This window comes from Citrobacter sp. Cpo037 (assembly GCF_030332945.1).
Classification (GTDB): domain Bacteria; phylum Pseudomonadota; class Gammaproteobacteria; order Enterobacterales; family Enterobacteriaceae; genus Citrobacter; species Citrobacter portucalensis.
Map to the genome: position 1 here is coordinate 218,637 of NZ_JAOWGW010000080.1, position 19,408 is coordinate 238,044.

The following is a 19,408-nucleotide window of genomic DNA, read 5'->3' on the forward strand; positions in this document are numbered from 1 at the left end:
AAATTGCGGAGAGTTGCAATAAAAAATTACAACAGGATGATTTTGAACGGATTATGAAGAACTATACCTGAACCCTGTTTATTAAGAAAGCAATTCACCAGGAATAATCCGTAATAAATAAAAACAGCACGCAAAAATAAGCCCTAAAGGATAATCCTGCAGGGCGAATATATTGATCACAACTTTTCGAGCATCAATCCGGCACGTAAACCACAGGCCACGTTAGGGTTGGGAAAGAGAACGTATTCAACATCATGGGTGACGATAAAACGTTCATCTCCGTCCTGCGCCAGCAAGGTGCCTTCTTTAAAGGGGGTAAAGTTTAGCGTCTGGTTATCCATGTGGAGAATGAAATCATTGCTACGACGCGTGATTTGCGACACCACGCGATAACGCAGCGGGGATATTTCTCTCGTCGACACCCGTTCACCCCGCAGCAGTTTTTCCAGTGCGTCTGCCGTTTGTGCAAACTGGGTGAGATCGTTTTGTCCAAACGGCAGCGCTTTACCCAGTTCCAACGTACAGGCCAACGCACCAAAATGTTCCCCGCTAAAATGAGTGAACGTGCCGCCAGGCGTCTGATGGAAAACCAGCGCTTCCAGTCCCGCGTCTCCCAGCCATTCAAGGAAATCCTCGTCCCAGGCAACGTTGCGTTGTGGCAATACGCCAAAGCGCAGATGCTGTGAACCGCGAATCGCGGTGTGCAGATCCAGATGCCAGCGCACAGGCTCCTTTGCGCGCGAATAAAAATCTTCCAGACACAGCTCAAGCCCATGGGCTCGGTGCGTTTCTTCACTTGCGGTAAAAATCTGCCACCGACCGCCAAACATACGATTCAGGTCGCTATGACAATATCGTTTTCCCGCAGCCAGCGCCTGCGGGTTTCCCAGAATCACCAGCAGCCGCCATGTCAGTGTCAGCTCGCCGCTAAACAGCCTGGAAAGCAATGAATCGAGTATCTCTACCGGCGCGGTTTCATTGCCATGGATCCCCGCAGACAGCACCAGAGAATGTTCAACGGGTGCAAGCGGCGTCAGTTCCAGAATTCCGTGACCGATCCACTGCCAGTCAAAACCATGAGTGGTTCCTTGCGTTTTCTCTGGAGTGGCGCCTGCGAGCGTGATCGCCAGAAAGTTATCCATGGCGCATCCCCTCCTGCTGGAAAAGATACACTGAGCCGAGGTTGAGCAATTGCGTCAGCGTATCCAGCGCTTCACGCCCCTCGCGCAACAGTTGTGGGTCGGCAAGGTCGGCAGCGGTAAGACGATCGCGATAGTAACGGTCAACCCAGTTATTCAACGTGTTAAACAGCGTGTCGTTCATGATAACCGCCGGATTCACCGCCTGCTGTTCCTGCGGAGTGAGCACCACTCTCAGGCGCAAGCATGCCGGACCACCGCCGTTGGACATACTTTCACGCAGATCGAATACCCGCAGGTCATCGATCGGATTGTCTTCCTCGAGAAGCCGGTTCAAATACCGCCACACGCCAGCATGCTCCCGACACTCCTGCGGCAGGACCAGCATCATCGAACCGTCACTACGACTCAGCAACTGACTGTTAAACAGATAAGTGGTCACGGCATCCTGCACCGACACTTCCGCTGTCGGGACTTCCAGCGGGGTAAAACCTGCCACCTGGCTGCGCAACTGCTCTAACAATGCCTGCTGTCTGACAAACGCCTGCTGATGACAAAACAGCACCTGGCGATTCGACACCGCAATCACATCGTTATGGAACACACCAAGATCGATAACGTCCGGGTTTTGCTGAGCAAAAATGCGCTGATGTGGGTTGACCTGATTCAGTCGCGCGACCGCCTCGCTGGCCTCACGGGATTGCCTTGCCGGATAGCGTTTCGGTTGGGATGCATTGCCTTCTTCACGACCGTAAACAAACAGCTGTACGCCGGGGTCACCGTAATCTCCACCCAGGCGGTTATGGTTTGCCGCCCCTTCATCGCCAAATAGCGCAACCTGGGGTAACGCACCGTGGACCGCAAAGCTATTCTCATCACGGAAAATCGCCCGTAACAATGCTTCGGTAGTAGGCGCTTCCAGTGAACGGTGGAACTTATTATTCAGATTCGCCACCGTCAGATGCACTTTCCCGTCCAGCGAGTCTGCCGAAGGGCAAACCGTCGCCGCATTCGCTACCCACATAGGCGATGCGGAGCTGGCACTGGAGAGCCAGTGAGGCGCCTGACGCGACACTTTATCCAGCACCTGTTCGTCACTGCCGCTAAAACCCAACTGACGCAGAACCGGAATATAAGGCCGCTCGTGGGGCGGGATCACCGCCTGAGTAAATCCTGCATCCGCCAGTGCTTTCATCTTTAGCAGACCTTGCTTTGCCGCCAGACGCGGGTTCGACACCTGAAATCGATGTTTGGTTGAGGCCTCATTACCAAATGACAATCCAGCATAGTGGTGAGTCAGTCCCACCAGACCATCAAAATTTACCTCACGGGCTTTCATAGCTTATCCTCGCGAGAAAAATCCAGTCCGGGGCTAAGCGCCGTTGGCAGCGTTAAGGCCGGGGATTCCAGACTTGCCATCGGCCAGGCGCAATAATCTGCGGCATACCACGCGCTGGCGCGATGGTTCCCGGAAGCGCCTACACCGCCAAACGGTGCGGTACTCGCAGCGCCGGTTAACGGCTTATTCCAGTTGACGATCCCTGCCCGCGCCTCCAACAGTAGCTGTTCGAACTGGCCGCGATCGGGCGAAACTAACCCACACGACAATCCAAAGCGAGTGTTGTTCGCCATACGAATCGCATCATCAAAGCTGTCATAACGCCAGACGCCGAGCAGCGGACCGAAAACCTCCTCATCAGGTACGTTCCCCGCCCCGGTCAGTTCGATGATTCCAGGAGTCAGCAGTGACGTTCCGGCATTTACCAGACGTGGCGCTAACAGCGTACGGCCGCCCAACGACGCCAGACGCTGCCAGGCATCATAGACGTGTTGCGCTGCTTGTTCGGAAATTAGTCCACCCATAAATGGCTGCGGCTGTGCATCCCAGTTGCCGGGCATTAAACGCTGACTAACCTCCACCAGACGCGTCAGGAACGCATCACCCTGCGCGCCTTTTTTTACGAGCAGGCGGCGGGCACAGGTACAGCGCTGTCCGGCGGTGACAAATGCGGACTGAATGGTCAGATGCACTGCGGCATCAATATCTTCCGGATTCTCAATAATCAGCGGGTTGTTGCCCCCCATCTCCAGGGCAAGGATTTTTTCCGGCTGGCCGGATAACTGCTTATGCAGCTGATAACCGGTATTCGCACTGCCGGTAAACAGCAGGCCATCGAGGTCTTCCAGCGCACTCAGCGCCTGCCCCGTTTCACGTCCGCCCTGCACCAGATTCAGCACGCCCGGCGGCAACCCCGCCTGCTCCCACAGTTTTGTTACTGCTTCACCGGTCCACGGCGTCAACTCGCTGGGTTTGAAAATCAACGTATTGCCTGCCAGCAATGCCGGAACAATATGACCATTGGGTAAATGACCGGGGAAGTTATACGGACCAAAAACCGCCAGCACGCCGTGTGGGCGATGGCGCAACGTTGCCGCACCATCCGGTAGTTCACTGTGCTGCTCACCGGTACGGGCATGGTAAGCTTTGACGGAGATGGCGATTTTATTGATCATCGCCGTCAGTTCAGTCGCGGCTTCCCAATGAGGTTTTCCGGTTTCCTTGGCGATAATCTGAGTTAGCTCGGCTTTATTGCTTTCCAGCAATAAAGCAAACTTTTCAACAATAGTCTGGCGTGCGCTGAAAGGCTGTTTAGCCCAACCGGCAAAGGCTGCGCGTGCGGCCTGGCACGCTTGCGTCACCTGCGTTGCATCTGCATCATTACCGTGCCACAGCACATCACCGCTTACCGGGTTGGTTTTCACCCGACGCTCGCCCAGCCCCGTCACCCAGTCACCGTTTATCCATAGTGTCATGCTGTTTTCTCCTCTGCACAAAGACGTACAAAACGTACATGGTCGCCAGCGTGGCATTTTAGGGCGTCCAGTTGCGCCGCCGTCAGCACCAGACGTTGGGTATCCGGGTCTGCGCGAACCAGCATGACGCGGAAGTTTTGATAGTTTTCATTGGCAACCAGACAGGCCGGATATTCGCCGGTTGCTGGCTGACCTTCCGCCACTTCCACCAGCCTGCTTTTACGAATAGCCCGAACCCGGTCAATATCGCATTCCAGCGTTGGCCCGCCGTCGAAAATATCGACATAGTTGCGGTAGCGAAATCCTTCTTTCTCCAGCACCGCCCGCGCCGGGGCCGTTTGCGGATGCACCTGACCAATCACGCCTTGCGCTTCATCAGACAGAAAATGGGTATAAATAGGATGCTTGGGCATCAGTTCAGCAATAAAGGCTTTCTGTCCTGTCCCGCAGAGAAAATCCGCCCGGCTGAACTCCATTGAGAAAAAGCGTTTACCGAGGCTTTGCCAGAACGGCGAGTAACCGTGCTCATCAATCACGCCGCGCATTTCGGCCACGACTTTCTCATTAAATCGGTCGCGAAAGGCCGCCATAAACATAAAGCGCGATTTTGACAGCAAATAGCCGTTGCCTTCTTTTCGCCAGTCCGGATCGAGAAACAGAGTACAAAGCTCGCTGCTACCTGTGTGATCGTTACTCAGAAACAACGTCGGCAGCGCGTTATAGACATTCAGCTCTTTCGAGGCGTGGACCAGGGTACCAACCCGGTAGTTGTACCAGGGATCGTTAAGCCCTACCGCCACCTCAATGGCGCAAATCCCGGCCACGGTTCCGCTGGTACTGTCTTCAAGCACAAACACATATCCCTGCTCACTTTTTGGCAACTCACCGCGCCAGGTTTGGAGTGAACGTTCGATACGCGCCATCAGCGTAGCTTCATTCGCCGGTAGCGAGGTCAACCCGCCGCCGGTCTTACTGGCAAGCTGCATCAACGCGGTGATATCCGCGCGTTCAATGGGACGAATCACCATCATGATGAACCCCCTGCTTTAATGCGTTCGCAGGCCAGCGCAAAGCGATCCAGTCCGGTGGCGACTTCTTCTTCGCTGACGTTGAGCGCTGGCGCAAAACGCACCACGTTAGCGCCAGCGATCAGTACCATCACCCCGGCAACAGCCGCTTCTTGCGAGATGAGTTTCGCTTTCCCGGCAAATTCCGCGTTCAGCACGCAGCCGATCAGCAGTCCGAGTCCACGAATTTCACTAAACAGTCCAAAACGTTCGTTAATGGCGTTTATACGCTCCACAAACCAGTCGTGGCGCTGTTTTACTCCGTTGAGCACTTCTGGTGTATTCACAATTTCCAGCAATTTACCTGCCACCGCCGTCGCCAGCGGGTTTCCGCCGTACGTTGTACCATGTGTACCAACCGTCATCACACTGGCGCAACGCTCTGTCGCCAGCAGTGCGCCGATGGGGAAACCCCCGCCCAGCGCTTTTGCTGTCGTCAGCAGATCCGGCGTCACGCCGTAGTGCATATAGGCATACAGCTCCCCGGTACGGCCAACGCCGGTCTGAACTTCATCAAAAATCAGCAGCGCATTATGGCGATCGCATAACTCACGTAGCCCCTGCAAAAAGGCTTTTGTTGCCGGTACCACACCGCCTTCACCCTGCACAGGCTCCACGATAACCGCACAAGTAGTGTCATCAATGAGTTGGCTGGCAGAATCGAGATCGTTGTATACGGCATGACGGATATCCGGCGGCAGCGGCGCGAAATCCTGTGAGTAGGCAGGTTGTCCTCCGGCACTGACGGTAAACAGCGTGCGGCCATGGAAAGCATTTTTAAACGCTACAATCCCGCTCTTCTGGCTGCCAAAACGATCGTGGGCATATTTACGCGCCAGTTTTAGTGCCGCTTCGTTGGCTTCTGCGCCGGAGTTACAGAAGAAAATGCGCTCGGCGAAGGTGGCGTCAATCAGCTTTTTCGCCAGACGCAGTACCGGCTCGTTGGTGTAGCCATTTCCCGTATGCCAGAATTTGCTCGCCTGGTCGTTTAATGCCTCGCGCAATGCCGGGTGGGCGTGACCCAGCGCGTTAACCGCAATGCCTCCCGCGAAATCGATATACTCTTTACCCTGTTGATCCCACAGACGTGAACCTTCACCCCGCACCGGAATAAAAGGGGCCGGAGCATATACGGGCATCATCCATTCATCAAATTTTTCACGCGTAATTGACAGAGACATAGCGACCTCAACGGTAAATAAAAGGTTATTTATATGTTAATAAATATAGTGTTTGCGGTGTAAATGTAGATTGCAGGGTTCGTGCCAGCCAGCGAAAAAAGTGCATAAACGGAGGTCGATGACGGAATATCAACAGGTTACAACGTGGCGATATTCACTGCATGTGCATATAAAGTGAATATGTTTGCGCATCAGGCGACCAAACAGAGGAAAAAACGCAGTTTTATTCAGTCGCCAAATATAATTCTGGAATTGTGATCGTATACGAAATTTTTCGGAAATTATTGCTCCATTCCGACGCGCTTCGCGCCAAAACGGTGCAGTTTTTGCTCCATCGTTAACACCATTAGCAATCATTGTTGGAATCAGGTGACAAGAAGCAGTCAGCCTGCAGAAATTCTGCTACCATCCTTGCACTATTCATCTTGCAAAGTGGCAGCGACTATGAAATTTGTCTCTTTTAATATCAACGGCCTGCGTGCCCGTCCCCATCAACTGGCAGCCATTGTCGAAAAACACCAACCGGATGTTATTGGCTTACAGGAGACAAAAGTCCACGACGATATGTTCCCTCTCGAAGAGGTAGCAAAGCTCGGTTACAACGTCTTTTATCACGGCCAGAAAGGTCATTACGGCGTGGCGTTGTTAACGAAAGAAACGCCAATTGCGGTACGTCGTGGCTTCCCGGGCGATGACGAAGAAGCGCAGCGTCGTATCATCATGGCAGAAATTCCGTCCCCTCTGGGCAGCATCACGGTGATCAACGGCTATTTCCCGCAGGGCGAAAGCCGTGACCATGAAACCAAATTCCCGGCCAAAGCCGCGTTTTATCAGAACCTGCAAAACTATCTGGAGACTGAACTGAAGCGCGACAATCCGGTATTGATCATGGGCGATATGAATATTAGCCCAACCGATCTCGATATCGGCATTGGCGAAGAAAACCGTAAACGCTGGCTGCGTACCGGTAAATGTTCCTTCCTGCCGGAGGAGCGTGAGTGGATGGAACGCCTGCTGGGCTGGGGTCTGGTGGATACTTACCGTCACGCAAATCCTGAAAAGAATGACCAGTTCTCGTGGTTCGACTATCGCTCAAAAGGCTTTGACGATAACCGTGGCCTGCGTATCGATCTGCTGCTGGCGAGCAACCCATTGGCGGAACGCTGCGAAGAAACCGGCATCGACTATGAAATTCGCAGCATGGAAAAACCGTCCGACCATGCGCCTGTATGGGCTAAATTCCGCGTCTGACCTTCTGCGTCTTTTTACTCTCCAGGCCCGGTCTGGAGAGTCTGTTTATTCTGTGCAAAATCAATAAAGTGACGGTAATACATTGTTACGGCCGGGAATTTATTATATCTTCGCGCGCGCTTTTCGCTGACGAAAATGCTCCATTGCACTCGGTTTTACAGGAGAACCTCCATGAAAAAGAAGTTCGCATAAAGCAGAATACCGGCTGCTGATTGTCGCGGTCCTGTTCTGCGTTCTGGCGGGAGTTTTCCATCATTATGGTCTGACCGACCTGATAACCAATTTCCATCATTTACAAGACGTCATCCGCCAAAGCGGTATGTTCGGCTATACGCTTTATATCCTGCTTTTTATTGTTGCTGCGCTGTGTCTGATTCCAGGCAGCATCCTGGTGATCGTCGGCGGTGTGCTGTTTGGCCCCGTGGCTGGGACGCTTATCTCGTTAGTGGCTGCAACCGTGGCCTCAGCGCTGTCGTTTTTGCTGGCTCGCTGGCTTGGACGGGATCTACTACTGAAATACGTTGGGCACACGGCGACGTTTCAGGCTATCGAAAAAGGCATTGCCCATAGCGGAGTAGACTTTCTGATCCTGACCCGGCTCGTGCCGCTGTTCCCCTATAATATTCAAAATTACGCCTATGGGCTGACGGCCATTCCGTTCTGGTCATTTACCGTAATATCGGCACTTACCACCTTACCCGGCATCTTTATCTATACGCTGATGTCGCATGAACTCGCCAGCGAAGGCATTACCCTGGTATTCATCGGTAAGCTCAGCGTGGCAGGGCTGGCGTTATTCGCCCTCGTTCAGGCAGCCAAAGCCTGGGCCCGATATAAGCATATCGATCCGTCAGCCAACCATGAGTGTACAGGTAAATGATAAAACGGAATAAAGCGCGGCTGGCTCGCTATTACCGGGTGGGTTTAATTGCTCTGCTACTGCTCGGGCTAATGGCATGGGCATGGATACCTGGCGTGAGTGATTTTCTCCACGGCGGCCTGGCAGCATTTACCACACTCGATCAGCATGCTCTGGAAAACTTTATTCGTTCTTATGGAACCCAGGCGGCGGTGGTGTCGTTCTTCCTGATGATCTTACAGGCCATCGTTGCACCGCTTCCTGCGTTTGTGATCACGTTTGCCAATGCCTCGCTGTTTGGCGCATTTTGGGGCGGCGTACTATCCTGGAGCAGCGCAATGGCAGGTGCGGCGCTGTGCTTTTTTATTGCCCGCATTTTAGGTCGCGGTGCGGTAGAAAAGCTGACCGGAAAAACGGTGCTGAACAATATGGACGCTTTTTTCGAGCGCTATGGTAAGCACACTATTCTGGTCTGCCGCCTGTTACCTTTTGTGCCGTTCGACCCGGTAAGCTACGCGGCAGGCCTGACCTCAATTCGTTTTCGCCATTTTTTCATCGCCACCGGCATCGGACAGTTACCCGCCACTATCGTCTACTCATGGGCGGGAAGCCTGTTAACCGGCGGCACATTTTGGTTTGTGACGGGTCTGTTTGTCCTGTTTGCCCTAAGCGTGGTGATATCGGTGGCGAGAAGCCTTTATCTTGAGCGCCAACGGAAAAAAAGCTGAGACCTTCCCCCATTTTTAACCATGGAGATATTATGCGTTACTGCTTATTGTGTCTGAGTTTGTTGCTCTGCCCGCTGGCGACGTTTGCCCAGGACGCCAGCTGGCAACAAATCAAAAATGACGCCCGTGGTCAAACGGTGTGGTTCAACGCCTGGGGTGGCGACAATGCAGTTAACCAGTATCTCGACTGGGTTAGCGGCGAGATGAAAACGCACTACGACATTAACCTGAAAATCGTGCGCCTGGCAGACGCTGCCGATGCCGTAAAACGCATCCAGACGGAAGCGGCATCCGGGCGAAAAACCGGCGGCTCTGTCGATTTACTGTGGGTTAACGGCGAAAACTTCCGTACGCTAAAAGAAGCCGGGCTACTGCAAACCCAGTGGGCGCAAACGCTGCCTAACTGGCGCTATGTTGATACACAAAAACCGGTGACCGAAGATTTCTCCGTTCAAACAGAGGGGGCTGAATCACCGTGGGGCGGTGCCCAACTCACTTTTATTGCCCGGCGCGATCTTACCGCGCAGCCGCCACAATCTCCGCAGGCACTGTTTAAATTCGCGCAGGCGCACCCTGGCACGGTGACCTATCCACGCCCGCCCGACTTTACTGGAACGGCTTTTCTTGAGCAGTTGCTAATTTCGCTCACCACCAAACCACAGGCATTGAAAGTTGCGCCAGATACAGCGACATTCGCCGAAGTTACCGCGCCATTGTGGCAGTATCTTGATACTTTGCATCCTGTACTTTGGCGTGAAGGCAAAGATTTTCCGCCCACGCCAGCACGAATGGATGCACTGCTCAATAGCGGTACCCTGCGTTTATCATTGACCTTTAACCCGGCCCACGCGCAGCAAAAAGTGGCGAGCGGCGAATTGCCTAAAAGCAGTTACAGTTTTGGTTTCTCACAGGGCATGCTCGGTAACGTGCACTTTGTTGCCATTCCGGCGAATGCCCACGCCAGTGCCGGAGCAAAAGTCGTGGCAAACTTCCTGCTTTCTCCTGAAGCACAACTGCGCAAAGCTGACCCGGCTGTCTGGGGAGATCCTTCGGTGCTTGATCCACAAAAATTGCCTGACGAACAGCGTGATGCGCTGCTGGCGCGGATCCCACAGGGGCTCCCTGCCGTGTTGCCAGAACCGCATGCAGCCTGGGTAAACGCTCTGGAACAAGAATGGTTACGCCGCTACGGTACGCATTAATTCTGCTACTCTGGGCCATCATGGCGGCAGTTTATCTGCCGTTGGCGCCAGCGGCATGGTCTCTGATAACACCGGCGCTTAGTACCACACACTGGCTGGCGCTCTTTGCCGATCCTCAACTCCCGCAGGCGTTACTGGCAACACTGGTTTCCGTCGGCCTCGCGGCTGGGGGCGCGCTGATCATCGCGCTGCTGGCGATCCTCGCCTTGTGGCCCGGCGCAGGCTGGGTACGTCTGTATACGCGTCTTCCGTGGCTGCTGGCAATTCCGCACGTTGCCTTCGCCACCAGCGTGCTGTTGGTTTTTGCTGAAGGCGGCATACTTTGGCAATGGCTCCCGTTCCTCAGCCCACAGCCGGACCGCTACGGCATTGGACTTGGCGTAACGCTGGCGGTGAAAGAGAGCGCTTTTTTGTTATGGATTCTCTCAGCCCTACTGAGTGAGAAACAACTTTCTCAGCAGGTTATCGTATTGGATTCGCTTGGTTACAGCCGACTGCAATGCCTGAACTGGCTGGTTCTGCCCGCTATCGGCCCGGCATTAGGTAAAGCTATGCTGGCGATTGTTGCCTGGTCACTCTCCGTTGTTGATGTGGCAATCGTTCTTGGCCCCGGCAATCCGCCAACGCTTGCCGTATTGAGCTGGCAGTGGCTCAGTCAGGGCGACGTAGAACAGCAGGCGAAAGGCGCACTTGCCAGTCTGTTACTGGTGCTGTTTCTCCTTGTTATCGCGCTGGTGGGTTATCTGCTCTGGCGTGCCTGGCGACATACTATTCCGGCAGTAAACGGTGAACGCCAGCATTTTTCATCTATGACAATCGCACGCCCGCTGGTACAGATTTTGCCCGTCAGCGGTGTGGTATGCGCGCTGGTACTGGCGCTTATCGCCAGCTATTCCTCGCTAAACAACGAGGCGCTCAACAATAGCCTGCAACTGGGGCTCCTTTCCAGCGTGCTGGCGCTACTGATACTTTTTGCCTGGCTGGAATGGGGTCCACAAACCGGACACCGCTGGGTCTGGCTACCGCTCATTTTGCCTGCGCTACCACTGGTAACCGGACAATATCTGCTGGCGTTAGATGCCGAACAAGATGGACTGATGACGACCATTATCTGGGGCCACCTGCTGTGGGTGATGCCCTGGATGCTATTTGTGCTTAAACCGGCTTGGCAGCGCATTGACCCACGATTAATTTTGATTGCGCAAACCCTGGGCTGGACGCGGGGGCGGATATTCTGGCTGGTGAAATGCCCGCAGCTGGCGCGCCCGGCATTGATTGCCTTCGCGGTTGGCTTCTCAGTTAGTATCGCCCAGTATATGCCAACGCTGTGGCTAGGTGCCGGACGCTATCCCACGTTCACCACCGAAGCGGTGGCATTAAGCAGCGGCGGTAGCAGTGCGATTCTGGCAACACAAGCGTTGTGGCAGCTGCTTTTACCACTGCTCGTTTTCGCACTTGCAGCCTTTCTCGCCGCGTGGATCGGCCGCTTTCGACAAGGACTCCGCTAATGCTTACCGTACGAGGCGTTTCGTTGTACCAGGGCGTGAAAGCGCTGGTGAAAGACGTTAATTTTCAGGTTAACAAAAGTGACATCGTCACAATTATGGGACCTTCCGGCAGCGGGAAATCTTCGCTGTTTTCATGGATGATCGGGGCGTTGCCTCCCCAGTTTCAGGCCTCAGGCGAACTGTGGCTTAATGAACGACGCATCGATACGTTACCTACCGCGCAGCGCCAGATTGGTATTTTGTTCCAGGATGCGCTGCTGTTTGACCATTTCAGCGTTGGGCAGAATTTACTGCTGGCCTTACCCGCCAGCCTGCAAGGTCCCGCCAGACGCCATGAGATTGAATGCGCTCTCGCACGCGCTGACCTGGCAGGTTTTTATTCGCGCGATCCGGCGTCACTCTCCGGCGGACAACGCTCGCGTGTCGCCCTGCTCCGTACACTACTGGCGCAGCCCCAGGCACTGTTACTCGATGAACCCTTTAGCAGGCTGGATGCGTCGCTACGCGATAACTTTCGCCAATGGGTCTTCACCGAGGTGCGTAAGCTGGGGATCCCGGTGGTACAGGTGACCCATGACGCGCAGGACGTGCCGCCTGCAGGCCGCGTATTTCAGATGGAAAACTGGGTGTGAATGTGGCGATATGCTGCGTTAACGCAAGGTTTTTACGTAACTGGCGGCACAGAATGTCGTCTTCTTTTTTTCAATGTCGGGCTATTCGATGAAACGTGTTTCTCAAATGACCGCGCTGGCACTGGCTTTAGGGCTCGCTTGCGCTTCTTCCTGGGCTGCTGAAACAGCACAGGCGCTCACCCTCAACCAGTTACAGCAAAAGCAAGGCGCGGCGATCGATACCCGTCAGAGCGCTTTTTACAACGGTTGGCCACAATCGCTCAATGGTCCTTCAGGACACGAACCTTCCGCACTGAATCTGTCTGCCGCCTGGCTCGACAAGATGAATGATGAACAACTCAGCGCCTGGGTTAAGTCACATCAACTTAAGACCGACGCTCCGGTGGCGCTGTATGGCCGTGATAACGACATGCAGGCCGTTAAATCCCGTCTGCAAAAAGTTGGCTTTAACCATATCTCAACCCTCAGCGATGCGCTGACAGATCCTGCGCGTCTGCAACGTCTGCCGCACTTCGAACAGTTGGTTTACCCACAGTGGCTGCACGAACTTCAGCAGGGTAAAGACGTGACTGCCAAACCAGCGGGTAACTGGAAAGTGATTGAAGCCGCCTGGGGCGCGCCGAAGTTGTATCTGCTCAGCCACATCCCCGGCGCGGGTTACATTGATACCAATGAAGTTGAAAGCGAACCGCTGTGGAATAAGGTTTCCGATGAGCAGCTTAAAGCGATGCTGGCGAAACACGGTGTCCGCCACGACACCACGGTAATTTTATACGGCCGCGATGTCTATGCCGCCGCGCGCGTGGCACAAATTATGTTGTACGCAGGCGTGAAAGACGTTCGTCTGCTCGACGGCGGTTGGCAAACCTGGTCCGACTCAGGTTTACCGGTCGAACGCGGCACTCCGCCAACGGTGAAACCAGAACCTGATTTCGGCGTGAAAATCCCTGCCCAGCCGCAGCTGATGCTCGATACGGAACAGGCTCGCGGTCTGCTGCATCGCCAGGATGCGTCTTTAGTAAGCATTCGTTCATGGCCAGAATTTGTCGGTACTACCAGCGGCTACAGCTACATTAAGCCAAAAGGTGAGATCGCAGGCGCACGTTGGGGCCACGCGGGCAGCGACTCCACCCACATGGAAGATTTCCATAACCCGGATGGCACCATGCGCAGCGCGGATGACATCGCCGCCATGTGGAAGCAATGGAATATCCTGCCGAATCAACAGGTCTCTTTCTATTGCGGTACCGGCTGGCGTGCTTCAGAAACGTTTATGTATGCCCGCGCGATGGGCTGGAAAAACGTCTCTGTTTACGATGGTGGCTGGTACGAGTGGAGCAGCAATCCGAAAAACCCGGTCGCCAGCGGTGAACGGGGTCCGGACGCCAGCAAATAAGAGCGTCATTATTGCCGGATGCGGCGAGAGCGCTTTACCCAGCCTGGATAAACCATCATTGGAGGCCGGATAAGCGAAGCGCATCCGGCAACGTAATATCTTACGCCTGACGCTGAACCGCTTTCAGCGTCAGATATCCGCTCCAGATCCGGGTGAACGTTGTCATCCAGCACAGCGCGCCAAAGACCCACGCCAGCACGGCAAAATAGTCCGGGAACAGACACCCCAACACAAACAGCAAAATCGTCTCAGTTCCTTCGGTTATTCCACCCAGATAATAAAACGATTTATGCGCGTAACCGGGGTTATCAATCTGATGTTTTGCTGCCAGTGCGGCGAAAGCCAGAAAGCTGCTACCGGTGCCAATAAACGCGAACAACAGCCAACTGCCTGCCAGCGCATTCTGCGCCGGAGCGGCAAGAATAAAACCAAACGGCACAAGGGCGTAAAACAAAAAATCGAGCGAGATATCGAGAAATCCGCCGGCGTCGGATAGTCCTCTGCGCCGCGCCAGCGCCCCATCCAGTCCGTCAAACAACCGATTGAGTAAAATGGCCACCAGCGCCGCCAGATACCAGCCTAACGCCAGAAATGGCAACGCCAGCACGCCAATGGCAAATCCGACCAGCGTAAGTCCGTCCGGGGTAATCGCCGGTTTATCAATAATACCTACGCACCGATGCAACAGCGGTTTTAATCGTGGATGAAGATGGCGGTCAAGCATGCGGGCGTCCTTTAAAACTGTCACACAGTCCCTGCGAGGGAATATCGAGAGCGGCATTAAAACGCGCCGAGAGATTTTGAAACGCAATCAGCGCGGTCATTTCCGTAATGGCATCATCGGTAAAATGCTGCTTCATCTGCGCTTTCAGCGCATCGTCAACCTGTGGAGGCGTTGCGGTAACCGCATCGGCATAGGCCAGCGCTACGCATTCTTCAGCGCTAAACAGCGTCGAATCTTGCCAGTTGACAACCTGCATGACTTTATCCAGCGCGCCACAGCGTTCTGCCAGCCGTAAACTATTCGCATCAACACAGAAAGCACAGTGGCAGACCTGAGAAACGCGGGTCATCAACAGCGCGCGCATCACCGGCGTTAAGCGCGCCTTTTTACGCTCCAGAAACCCGACAAACAGCGCCACCAGCCAGAACAGAAACGGCATCCGCCCCCACCAGCGCGTGGGATGCAGCACATCGCCATAATGTTTTTTCTGCGTGGCAACGAGCGGTTTTAAACTGGAAGGGATACGCGTTAACGGCTTTACCCACGACTGAGGTTCGTTCAACGGTGACTCCTGAATACTTTAGATAAAACAAAGATAACGATAGTATGTCATTTTCTGCTGTTAGATCTTGATGAATATGATGAAAACCCTCGACGTGGTCGCCGCTATCATTGAACGTGATGGCAAAATTTTACTGGCTCAGCGTCCGCTTCATGCGGATCAGTCAGGCATGTGGGAGTTTGCCGGGGGTAAGGTTGAGCCGGGCGAAAGTCAGCCCGAGGCGCTGATCCGTGAATTGCGTGAAGAGTTGGGCATTGAGGCGGTCGTGGGGCGCTACATTGCCAGTCATCAACGCGAGGTTTCAGGCCGATTGATTCACCTACACGCCTGGCATGTGCCGTCTTTTCAGGGGGAATTGAGAGCATTTGAACATCAGGATATCGTCTGGTGCTCACCTGAAGAGGCACTGCGTTATCCACTGGCGCCCGCCGATATCCCGTTGTTAGAGGCGTTTATCCTTTTACGCGCCGCCAGACCAGCGGATTCGTGCTGATCGTTTTATCATCGCGCTGGCACTGCAACAGAACGCCATCGGCTTTAATCACCGCCCCTTCAGAGTAGTTTTGATCCTGATAAATACAGCACTGACTACAGGGCTGTGCCCGTTGACCGCTGGAACTGAACACTTCCGGCGGTACATTCACCTGCACATCCGGGCGATAAAGCTGATTTGCCAGCGTCGCGCTGGACACCAGAACCAACGCTCCTGCCATGATTAAACGGCGCATTGTGTTTCCTTTTTAACTGACATTTATGCTCAGTATAACGGTATAAATCGGCAGAAACTTTAGTCCCTTCCATCATCGTTTTTGGTTATGACCCACGGCGCAATATTAATTTACTTAGCGGGGTTAATTTTTTCTTGCGTCACGTCACACTGCTGATGGTATAGTCAAAAACTGCACAACACATAACATAAATATCAAAAATATAACCATATCAATACATAAGAGGTTCTTATATCTATGGATCAGACATGTTCTCTGGAGTCATTTCTCAACCATGTGCAAAAGCGCGACCCGAATCAGACCGAGTTCGCGCAAGCCGTTCGTGAGGTAATGACGACGCTGTGGCCCTTTCTTGAGCAGAACCCGCGTTATCGTCAGATGTCGTTGCTGGAACGTCTGGTTGAACCGGAGCGCGTGATCCAGTTCCGCGTAGTTTGGCTGGACGATCGCAATCAGGTGCAGGTCAACCGCGCGTGGCGCGTACAGTTTAGCTCTGCCATTGGCCCGTACAAAGGCGGTATGCGTTTCCACCCTTCCGTGAACCTGTCTATCCTGAAATTCCTGGGTTTCGAGCAGACCTTTAAGAACGCCCTCACCACGCTGCCAATGGGCGGTGGTAAAGGCGGGAGCGATTTCGATCCGAAAGGTAAAAGCGAAGGCGAAATCATGCGTTTCTGCCAGGCACTGATGACCGAACTGTTCCGCCATTTAGGTCCTGATACCGACGTCCCGGCGGGCGATATCGGCGTGGGTGGTCGTGAAGTCGGCTTTATGGCCGGGATGATGAAAAAACTGTCCAACAACAGCGCCTGCGTCTTTACCGGTAAAGGTCTCTCTTTTGGCGGCAGCCTGATCCGCCCGGAAGCCACCGGCTACGGTCTGGTGTACTTCACCGAAGCAATGCTCAAACGCCATGGTCTGGGCTTTGAAGGCATGCGCGTGGCAGTTTCTGGCTCCGGCAACGTGGCGCAATTCGCCATTGAGAAAGCCATGGAGTTTGGCGCGCGGGTAGTTACCGCCTCTGATTCCAGCGGTACCGTGGTTGACGAAAGCGGATTTACTAAAGAAAAACTGGCGCGTCTGTGTGCGATCAAAGACAGCCGTGACGGTCGCGTGGCGGATTACGCCCGTGAGTTTGGTCTGACCTATCTGGAAGGCAAACAACCGTGGTCGGTTCCGGTCGACATCGCCCTGCCGTGCGCCACTCAGAACGAACTGGATGTCGATGCAGCGCGCGTACTGATCGCCAACGGCGTGAAAGCTGTCGCCGAAGGGGCAAACATGCCGACCACTATCGAGGCCACAGATCTGTTCCTCGAAGCGGGCGTACTGTTCGCACCGGGTAAAGCCGCAAACGCCGGTGGCGTAGCGACATCCGGTCTGGAAATGGCGCAAAACGCCGCTCGTCTGGGCTGGAAAGCGGAGAAAGTGGATGCGCGCCTGCACCACATCATGCTGGATATTCACCATGCCTGCGTTGAATACGGCGGCGAAAGCAAGCATACCAACTACGTACGTGGCGCCAACATCGCGGGCTTCGTGAAGGTTGCCGACGCGATGCTGGGTCAGGGCGTGATTTAATATTGTCTCTGCAGGCCACTAAGCCGGATAAGGCACGGGTGCCGCATCCGGCTAAGCCTGATGCGCTATGCTTATCAGGCCTACAAACTTACAGGCCCGCCTCTTCAGAAGGCGGGCTTTTTTTCGCCGGACGTTTACGCGGCGCGCTTTTTTTCTTATCGCTACCACTACCGCCAGGTGCAGCAATTCCACGAAAGCGTCGTACCGGTGTGCTGCGCGCCTGATCGATAAGCTGATACAGCGTCCCCACCAGCGGCTGCATGAAATCCTGATAGCGACACTGCTTTTCGCTGATTTGGGTCAGGATAGATTCCCAGTGCGCTGTCATGTCCGGGCGCGTCGCCATTTCTGGCAACGAGTGGAACAGCGCTTTTCCCGCGTCAGTCGAATGGATATAACGTCCTTTTTTCACCAGGAATCCACGCTTAAACAGCAGCTCGATAATTCCGGCACGCGTCGCTTCCGTACCTAAACCATCCGTTGCGCGCAGGATCTTTTTCAGATCTTTATCCTGCACGAATCGCGCAATCCCGGTCATCGCTGACAGCAGAGTTGCATCAGTAAAGTGCCGCGGGGGCTGGGTCTGACGTTCAACTACTTCGCCTTTTTCGCACAGCAGTTCGTCATCTTTTGCCACCACCGGCAGCGGCGTCCCGTCATTGTCTTCGTCGCGCTCTTTGTTGCCAAGCAGCGTGCGCCATCCGGCTTCCGCCAGAAAACGCGCTTTAGCGACAAACTTACCTTTGGCGATATCCAGCTCAATAACGCACTTCCTGAATACCGCATCTGCGCAAAATTGCATCAGATACTGACGGGCAATCAGGTTGTAAATTTTCGCTTCGTTGTCATTCAGGTTGATGGACGAACTGCGCGCGGTAGGAATGATGGCGTGGTGCGCATCCACTTTTTTGTCGTCCCAACAGCGATTTCGCGTATCGGGATTGACCGCCGGCTGCGGGAGCAGATCCGGCGCATGGACGCTAATCGCGTTCAGTACCGCGTGACGCCCGGCAAAGTGTTCTTCCGGCAGATAACGGCTATCCGAACGCGGATAGGTAATCAACTTATGTGTTTCATACAGTTTCTGGCAGATATCCAGAACGTTTTGCGCACTTAAACCGAAGCGCTTCGCCGCTTCAATCTGCAACGCAGACAGCGAGAACGGCAACGGCGCGGATTCTGATTCCCGTTTATCGTTATAGCTGGTGACTATCGCCGGTTGACCGTTAATGCGGTTCACCACGTGTTCAGCCAGCGTGCGATTCAGCAAGCGCCCTTCTTCATCCTGATACGGCTCACACGCTTCGCTCGGCTGCCAGATAGCGGTAAACCGCTCATCGGCAGGCGTTACGATATGCGCTTTCACTTCGAAGAAGTCTTTGGCGACGAAGTTCTCTATCTCTTCATCGCGACGCACAACCAGCCCGAGCACCGGTGTTTGTACGCGCCCGACCGAAAGTACGCCCTGATAGCCCGCGTTACGTCCAAGAATGGTGTAAGCGCGCGTCATATTGATACCGTACAACCAGTCCGCTCGCGCTCGCGCCAGTGCCGACACGCACAGCGGGATAAACTCACTGTTGGCGCGCAGCCGCTCAATAGCCCGCTCAACGGCCTGCGGGTTGAGGTCGTTAATCAGACAACGCTGCACCTTCTGGCGCTTTTCAGGTGCCAGTTGCAGGTAATCCAGCACTTCATCCACCAGCAGTTGCCCTTCACGATCGGGGTCACCGGCGTGAATAACTTCGCTGGCTTCATGCAAAAAGCGCTTAATGACGTTGAGCTGTTTGGTCACCGAGGGGCGCGGTTGCAGTTGCCACTTTTCCGGGACAATCGGCAGATCGACCAGACTCCAGCGAGCATAACGATTGTCGTAGGCATCCGGCTGCGCCTGTTCAAGCAGGTGACCAATACACCAGGTCACCACTTGTCCATTTCCGCATTCGATAAAACCATCGCCTTTGCGATGCGGCTTCGGCAGCACATCGGCGATAGCACGCGCCAGACTTGGTTTTTCGGCAATAAACAACCGCATC

Annotated in this window: 18 protein-coding genes; 9 read left to right on the plus strand and 9 right to left on the minus strand. The window is 54.3% G+C overall.

The annotated features are described in order from the left end of the window. Positions 1-176: 176 nt before the first annotated feature. The 5 genes from astE to astC are packed head-to-tail and all read right to left on the minus strand — an operon-like array spanning position 177 to position 6,201. A complete protein-coding gene (gene astE, locus OGX94_RS22080; RefSeq protein WP_063941489.1) occupies positions 177-1,142 on the minus strand; it encodes a succinylglutamate desuccinylase in 966 nt (321 codons plus the stop codon). Beyond that, complete coding sequence (gene astB, locus OGX94_RS22085; RefSeq protein WP_286569955.1) at positions 1,135-2,478, minus strand: N-succinylarginine dihydrolase; 1,344 nt, start codon at positions 2,476-2,478, stop codon at positions 1,135-1,137. Before astB ends, astE begins: the two co-directional genes overlap by 8 nt. Next, on the minus strand, positions 2,475-3,953 hold the full coding sequence (gene astD, locus OGX94_RS22090; protein WP_126318345.1) for a succinylglutamate-semialdehyde dehydrogenase: 1,479 nt from the start codon (positions 3,951-3,953) through the stop codon (positions 2,475-2,477). Before astD ends, astB begins: the two co-directional genes overlap by 4 nt. Next, on the minus strand, positions 3,950-4,984 hold the full coding sequence (gene astA / locus OGX94_RS22095) for an arginine N-succinyltransferase (protein ID WP_003832529.1): 1,035 nt from the start codon (positions 4,982-4,984) through the stop codon (positions 3,950-3,952). Before astA ends, astD begins: the two co-directional genes overlap by 4 nt. Next, positions 4,981-6,201, minus strand: coding sequence for a succinylornithine/acetylornithine transaminase (astC, locus tag OGX94_RS22100; RefSeq protein ID WP_149280856.1), 1,221 nt, complete (start codon positions 6,199-6,201; stop codon positions 4,981-4,983). The genes astA and astC overlap by 4 nt, the downstream gene beginning before the upstream one ends. A gap of 444 nt (positions 6,202-6,645) precedes the next feature. Here astC and xthA point away from each other — a divergent pair, with 444 nt between their 5' ends. The 7 genes from xthA (at position 6,646) to OGX94_RS22135 (ending at position 13,777) form a co-directional block, all read left to right on the plus strand. Then, entirely contained in the window at positions 6,646-7,452 is an 807-nt protein-coding gene (gene xthA, locus OGX94_RS22105; RefSeq protein WP_003030642.1) for an exodeoxyribonuclease III, read from the plus strand. 223 nt (positions 7,453-7,675) lie between these two features. Beyond that, complete coding sequence (locus tag OGX94_RS22110) at positions 7,676-8,332, plus strand: TVP38/TMEM64 family protein (protein ID WP_170974252.1); 657 nt, start codon at positions 7,676-7,678, stop codon at positions 8,330-8,332. Next, a complete protein-coding gene (locus OGX94_RS22115) occupies positions 8,329-9,039 on the plus strand; it encodes a TVP38/TMEM64 family protein (protein ID WP_126956095.1) in 711 nt (236 codons plus the stop codon). The genes OGX94_RS22110 and OGX94_RS22115 overlap by 4 nt, the downstream gene beginning before the upstream one ends. A 32-nt stretch (positions 9,040-9,071) precedes the next feature. After that, positions 9,072-10,241, plus strand: a complete 1,170-nt coding sequence (locus OGX94_RS22120; protein ID WP_003832516.1) for an ABC transporter substrate-binding protein — start codon at positions 9,072-9,074, stop codon at positions 10,239-10,241. Next, entirely contained in the window at positions 10,214-11,749 is a 1,536-nt protein-coding gene (locus OGX94_RS22125; protein WP_286569957.1) for an ABC transporter permease family protein, read from the plus strand. Before OGX94_RS22120 ends, OGX94_RS22125 begins: the two co-directional genes overlap by 28 nt. Then, positions 11,749-12,381 (plus strand): ATP-binding cassette domain-containing protein, encoded by a 633-nt coding sequence (locus tag OGX94_RS22130; protein WP_149335788.1) that lies wholly within the window; start codon positions 11,749-11,751, stop codon positions 12,379-12,381. Before OGX94_RS22125 ends, OGX94_RS22130 begins: the two co-directional genes overlap by 1 nt. A gap of 88 nt (positions 12,382-12,469) precedes the next feature. Beyond that, positions 12,470-13,777, plus strand: a complete 1,308-nt coding sequence (locus tag OGX94_RS22135) for a sulfurtransferase (protein ID WP_257661663.1) — start codon at positions 12,470-12,472, stop codon at positions 13,775-13,777. 100 nt (positions 13,778-13,877) lie between these two features. On the opposite strand, the gene OGX94_RS22140 is transcribed toward OGX94_RS22135, so the two are convergent. Together OGX94_RS22140 and OGX94_RS22145 are read right to left on the minus strand one after the other, a co-directional pair. Beyond that, the gene (locus tag OGX94_RS22140; RefSeq protein WP_257661662.1) at positions 13,878-14,501 is read right to left on the minus strand and encodes a CDP-alcohol phosphatidyltransferase family protein; all 624 of its coding nucleotides are present in this window, start codon (positions 14,499-14,501) and stop codon (positions 13,878-13,880) included. After that, entirely contained in the window at positions 14,494-15,063 is a 570-nt protein-coding gene (locus OGX94_RS22145; protein ID WP_164562903.1) for a carboxymuconolactone decarboxylase family protein, read from the minus strand. The genes OGX94_RS22140 and OGX94_RS22145 overlap by 8 nt, the downstream gene beginning before the upstream one ends. Before the next feature lie 79 nt (positions 15,064-15,142). Between OGX94_RS22145 and OGX94_RS22150 the strand changes: the two genes are divergently transcribed. Continuing rightward, positions 15,143-15,556, plus strand: coding sequence for a pyrimidine (deoxy)nucleoside triphosphate diphosphatase (locus OGX94_RS22150; protein WP_126956334.1), 414 nt, complete (start codon positions 15,143-15,145; stop codon positions 15,554-15,556). Here the strand turns inward: OGX94_RS22150 and OGX94_RS22155 are convergent. Next, positions 15,516-15,776 carry a YnjH family protein gene (locus OGX94_RS22155; RefSeq protein WP_170974251.1) on the minus strand — a complete coding sequence of 87 codons (261 nt, stop codon included), beginning with the start codon at positions 15,774-15,776 and terminating at the stop codon, positions 15,516-15,518. The genes OGX94_RS22150 and OGX94_RS22155 overlap by 41 nt on opposite strands. 252 nt (positions 15,777-16,028) lie before the next feature. On the opposite strand from OGX94_RS22155, the gene gdhA reads away from it, so the two are divergent. Then, positions 16,029-17,372 carry an NADP-specific glutamate dehydrogenase gene (gene gdhA / locus OGX94_RS22160; protein WP_148362077.1) on the plus strand — a complete coding sequence of 448 codons (1,344 nt, stop codon included), beginning with the start codon at positions 16,029-16,031 and terminating at the stop codon, positions 17,370-17,372. 88 nt (positions 17,373-17,460) lie between these two features. On the opposite strand, the gene OGX94_RS22165 is transcribed toward gdhA, so the two are convergent. Beyond that, positions 17,461-19,407, minus strand: a complete 1,947-nt coding sequence (locus OGX94_RS22165) for a DNA topoisomerase III (RefSeq protein ID WP_286569983.1) — start codon at positions 19,405-19,407, stop codon at positions 17,461-17,463. Between the last annotated feature and the right edge of the window lies 1 nt (position 19,408).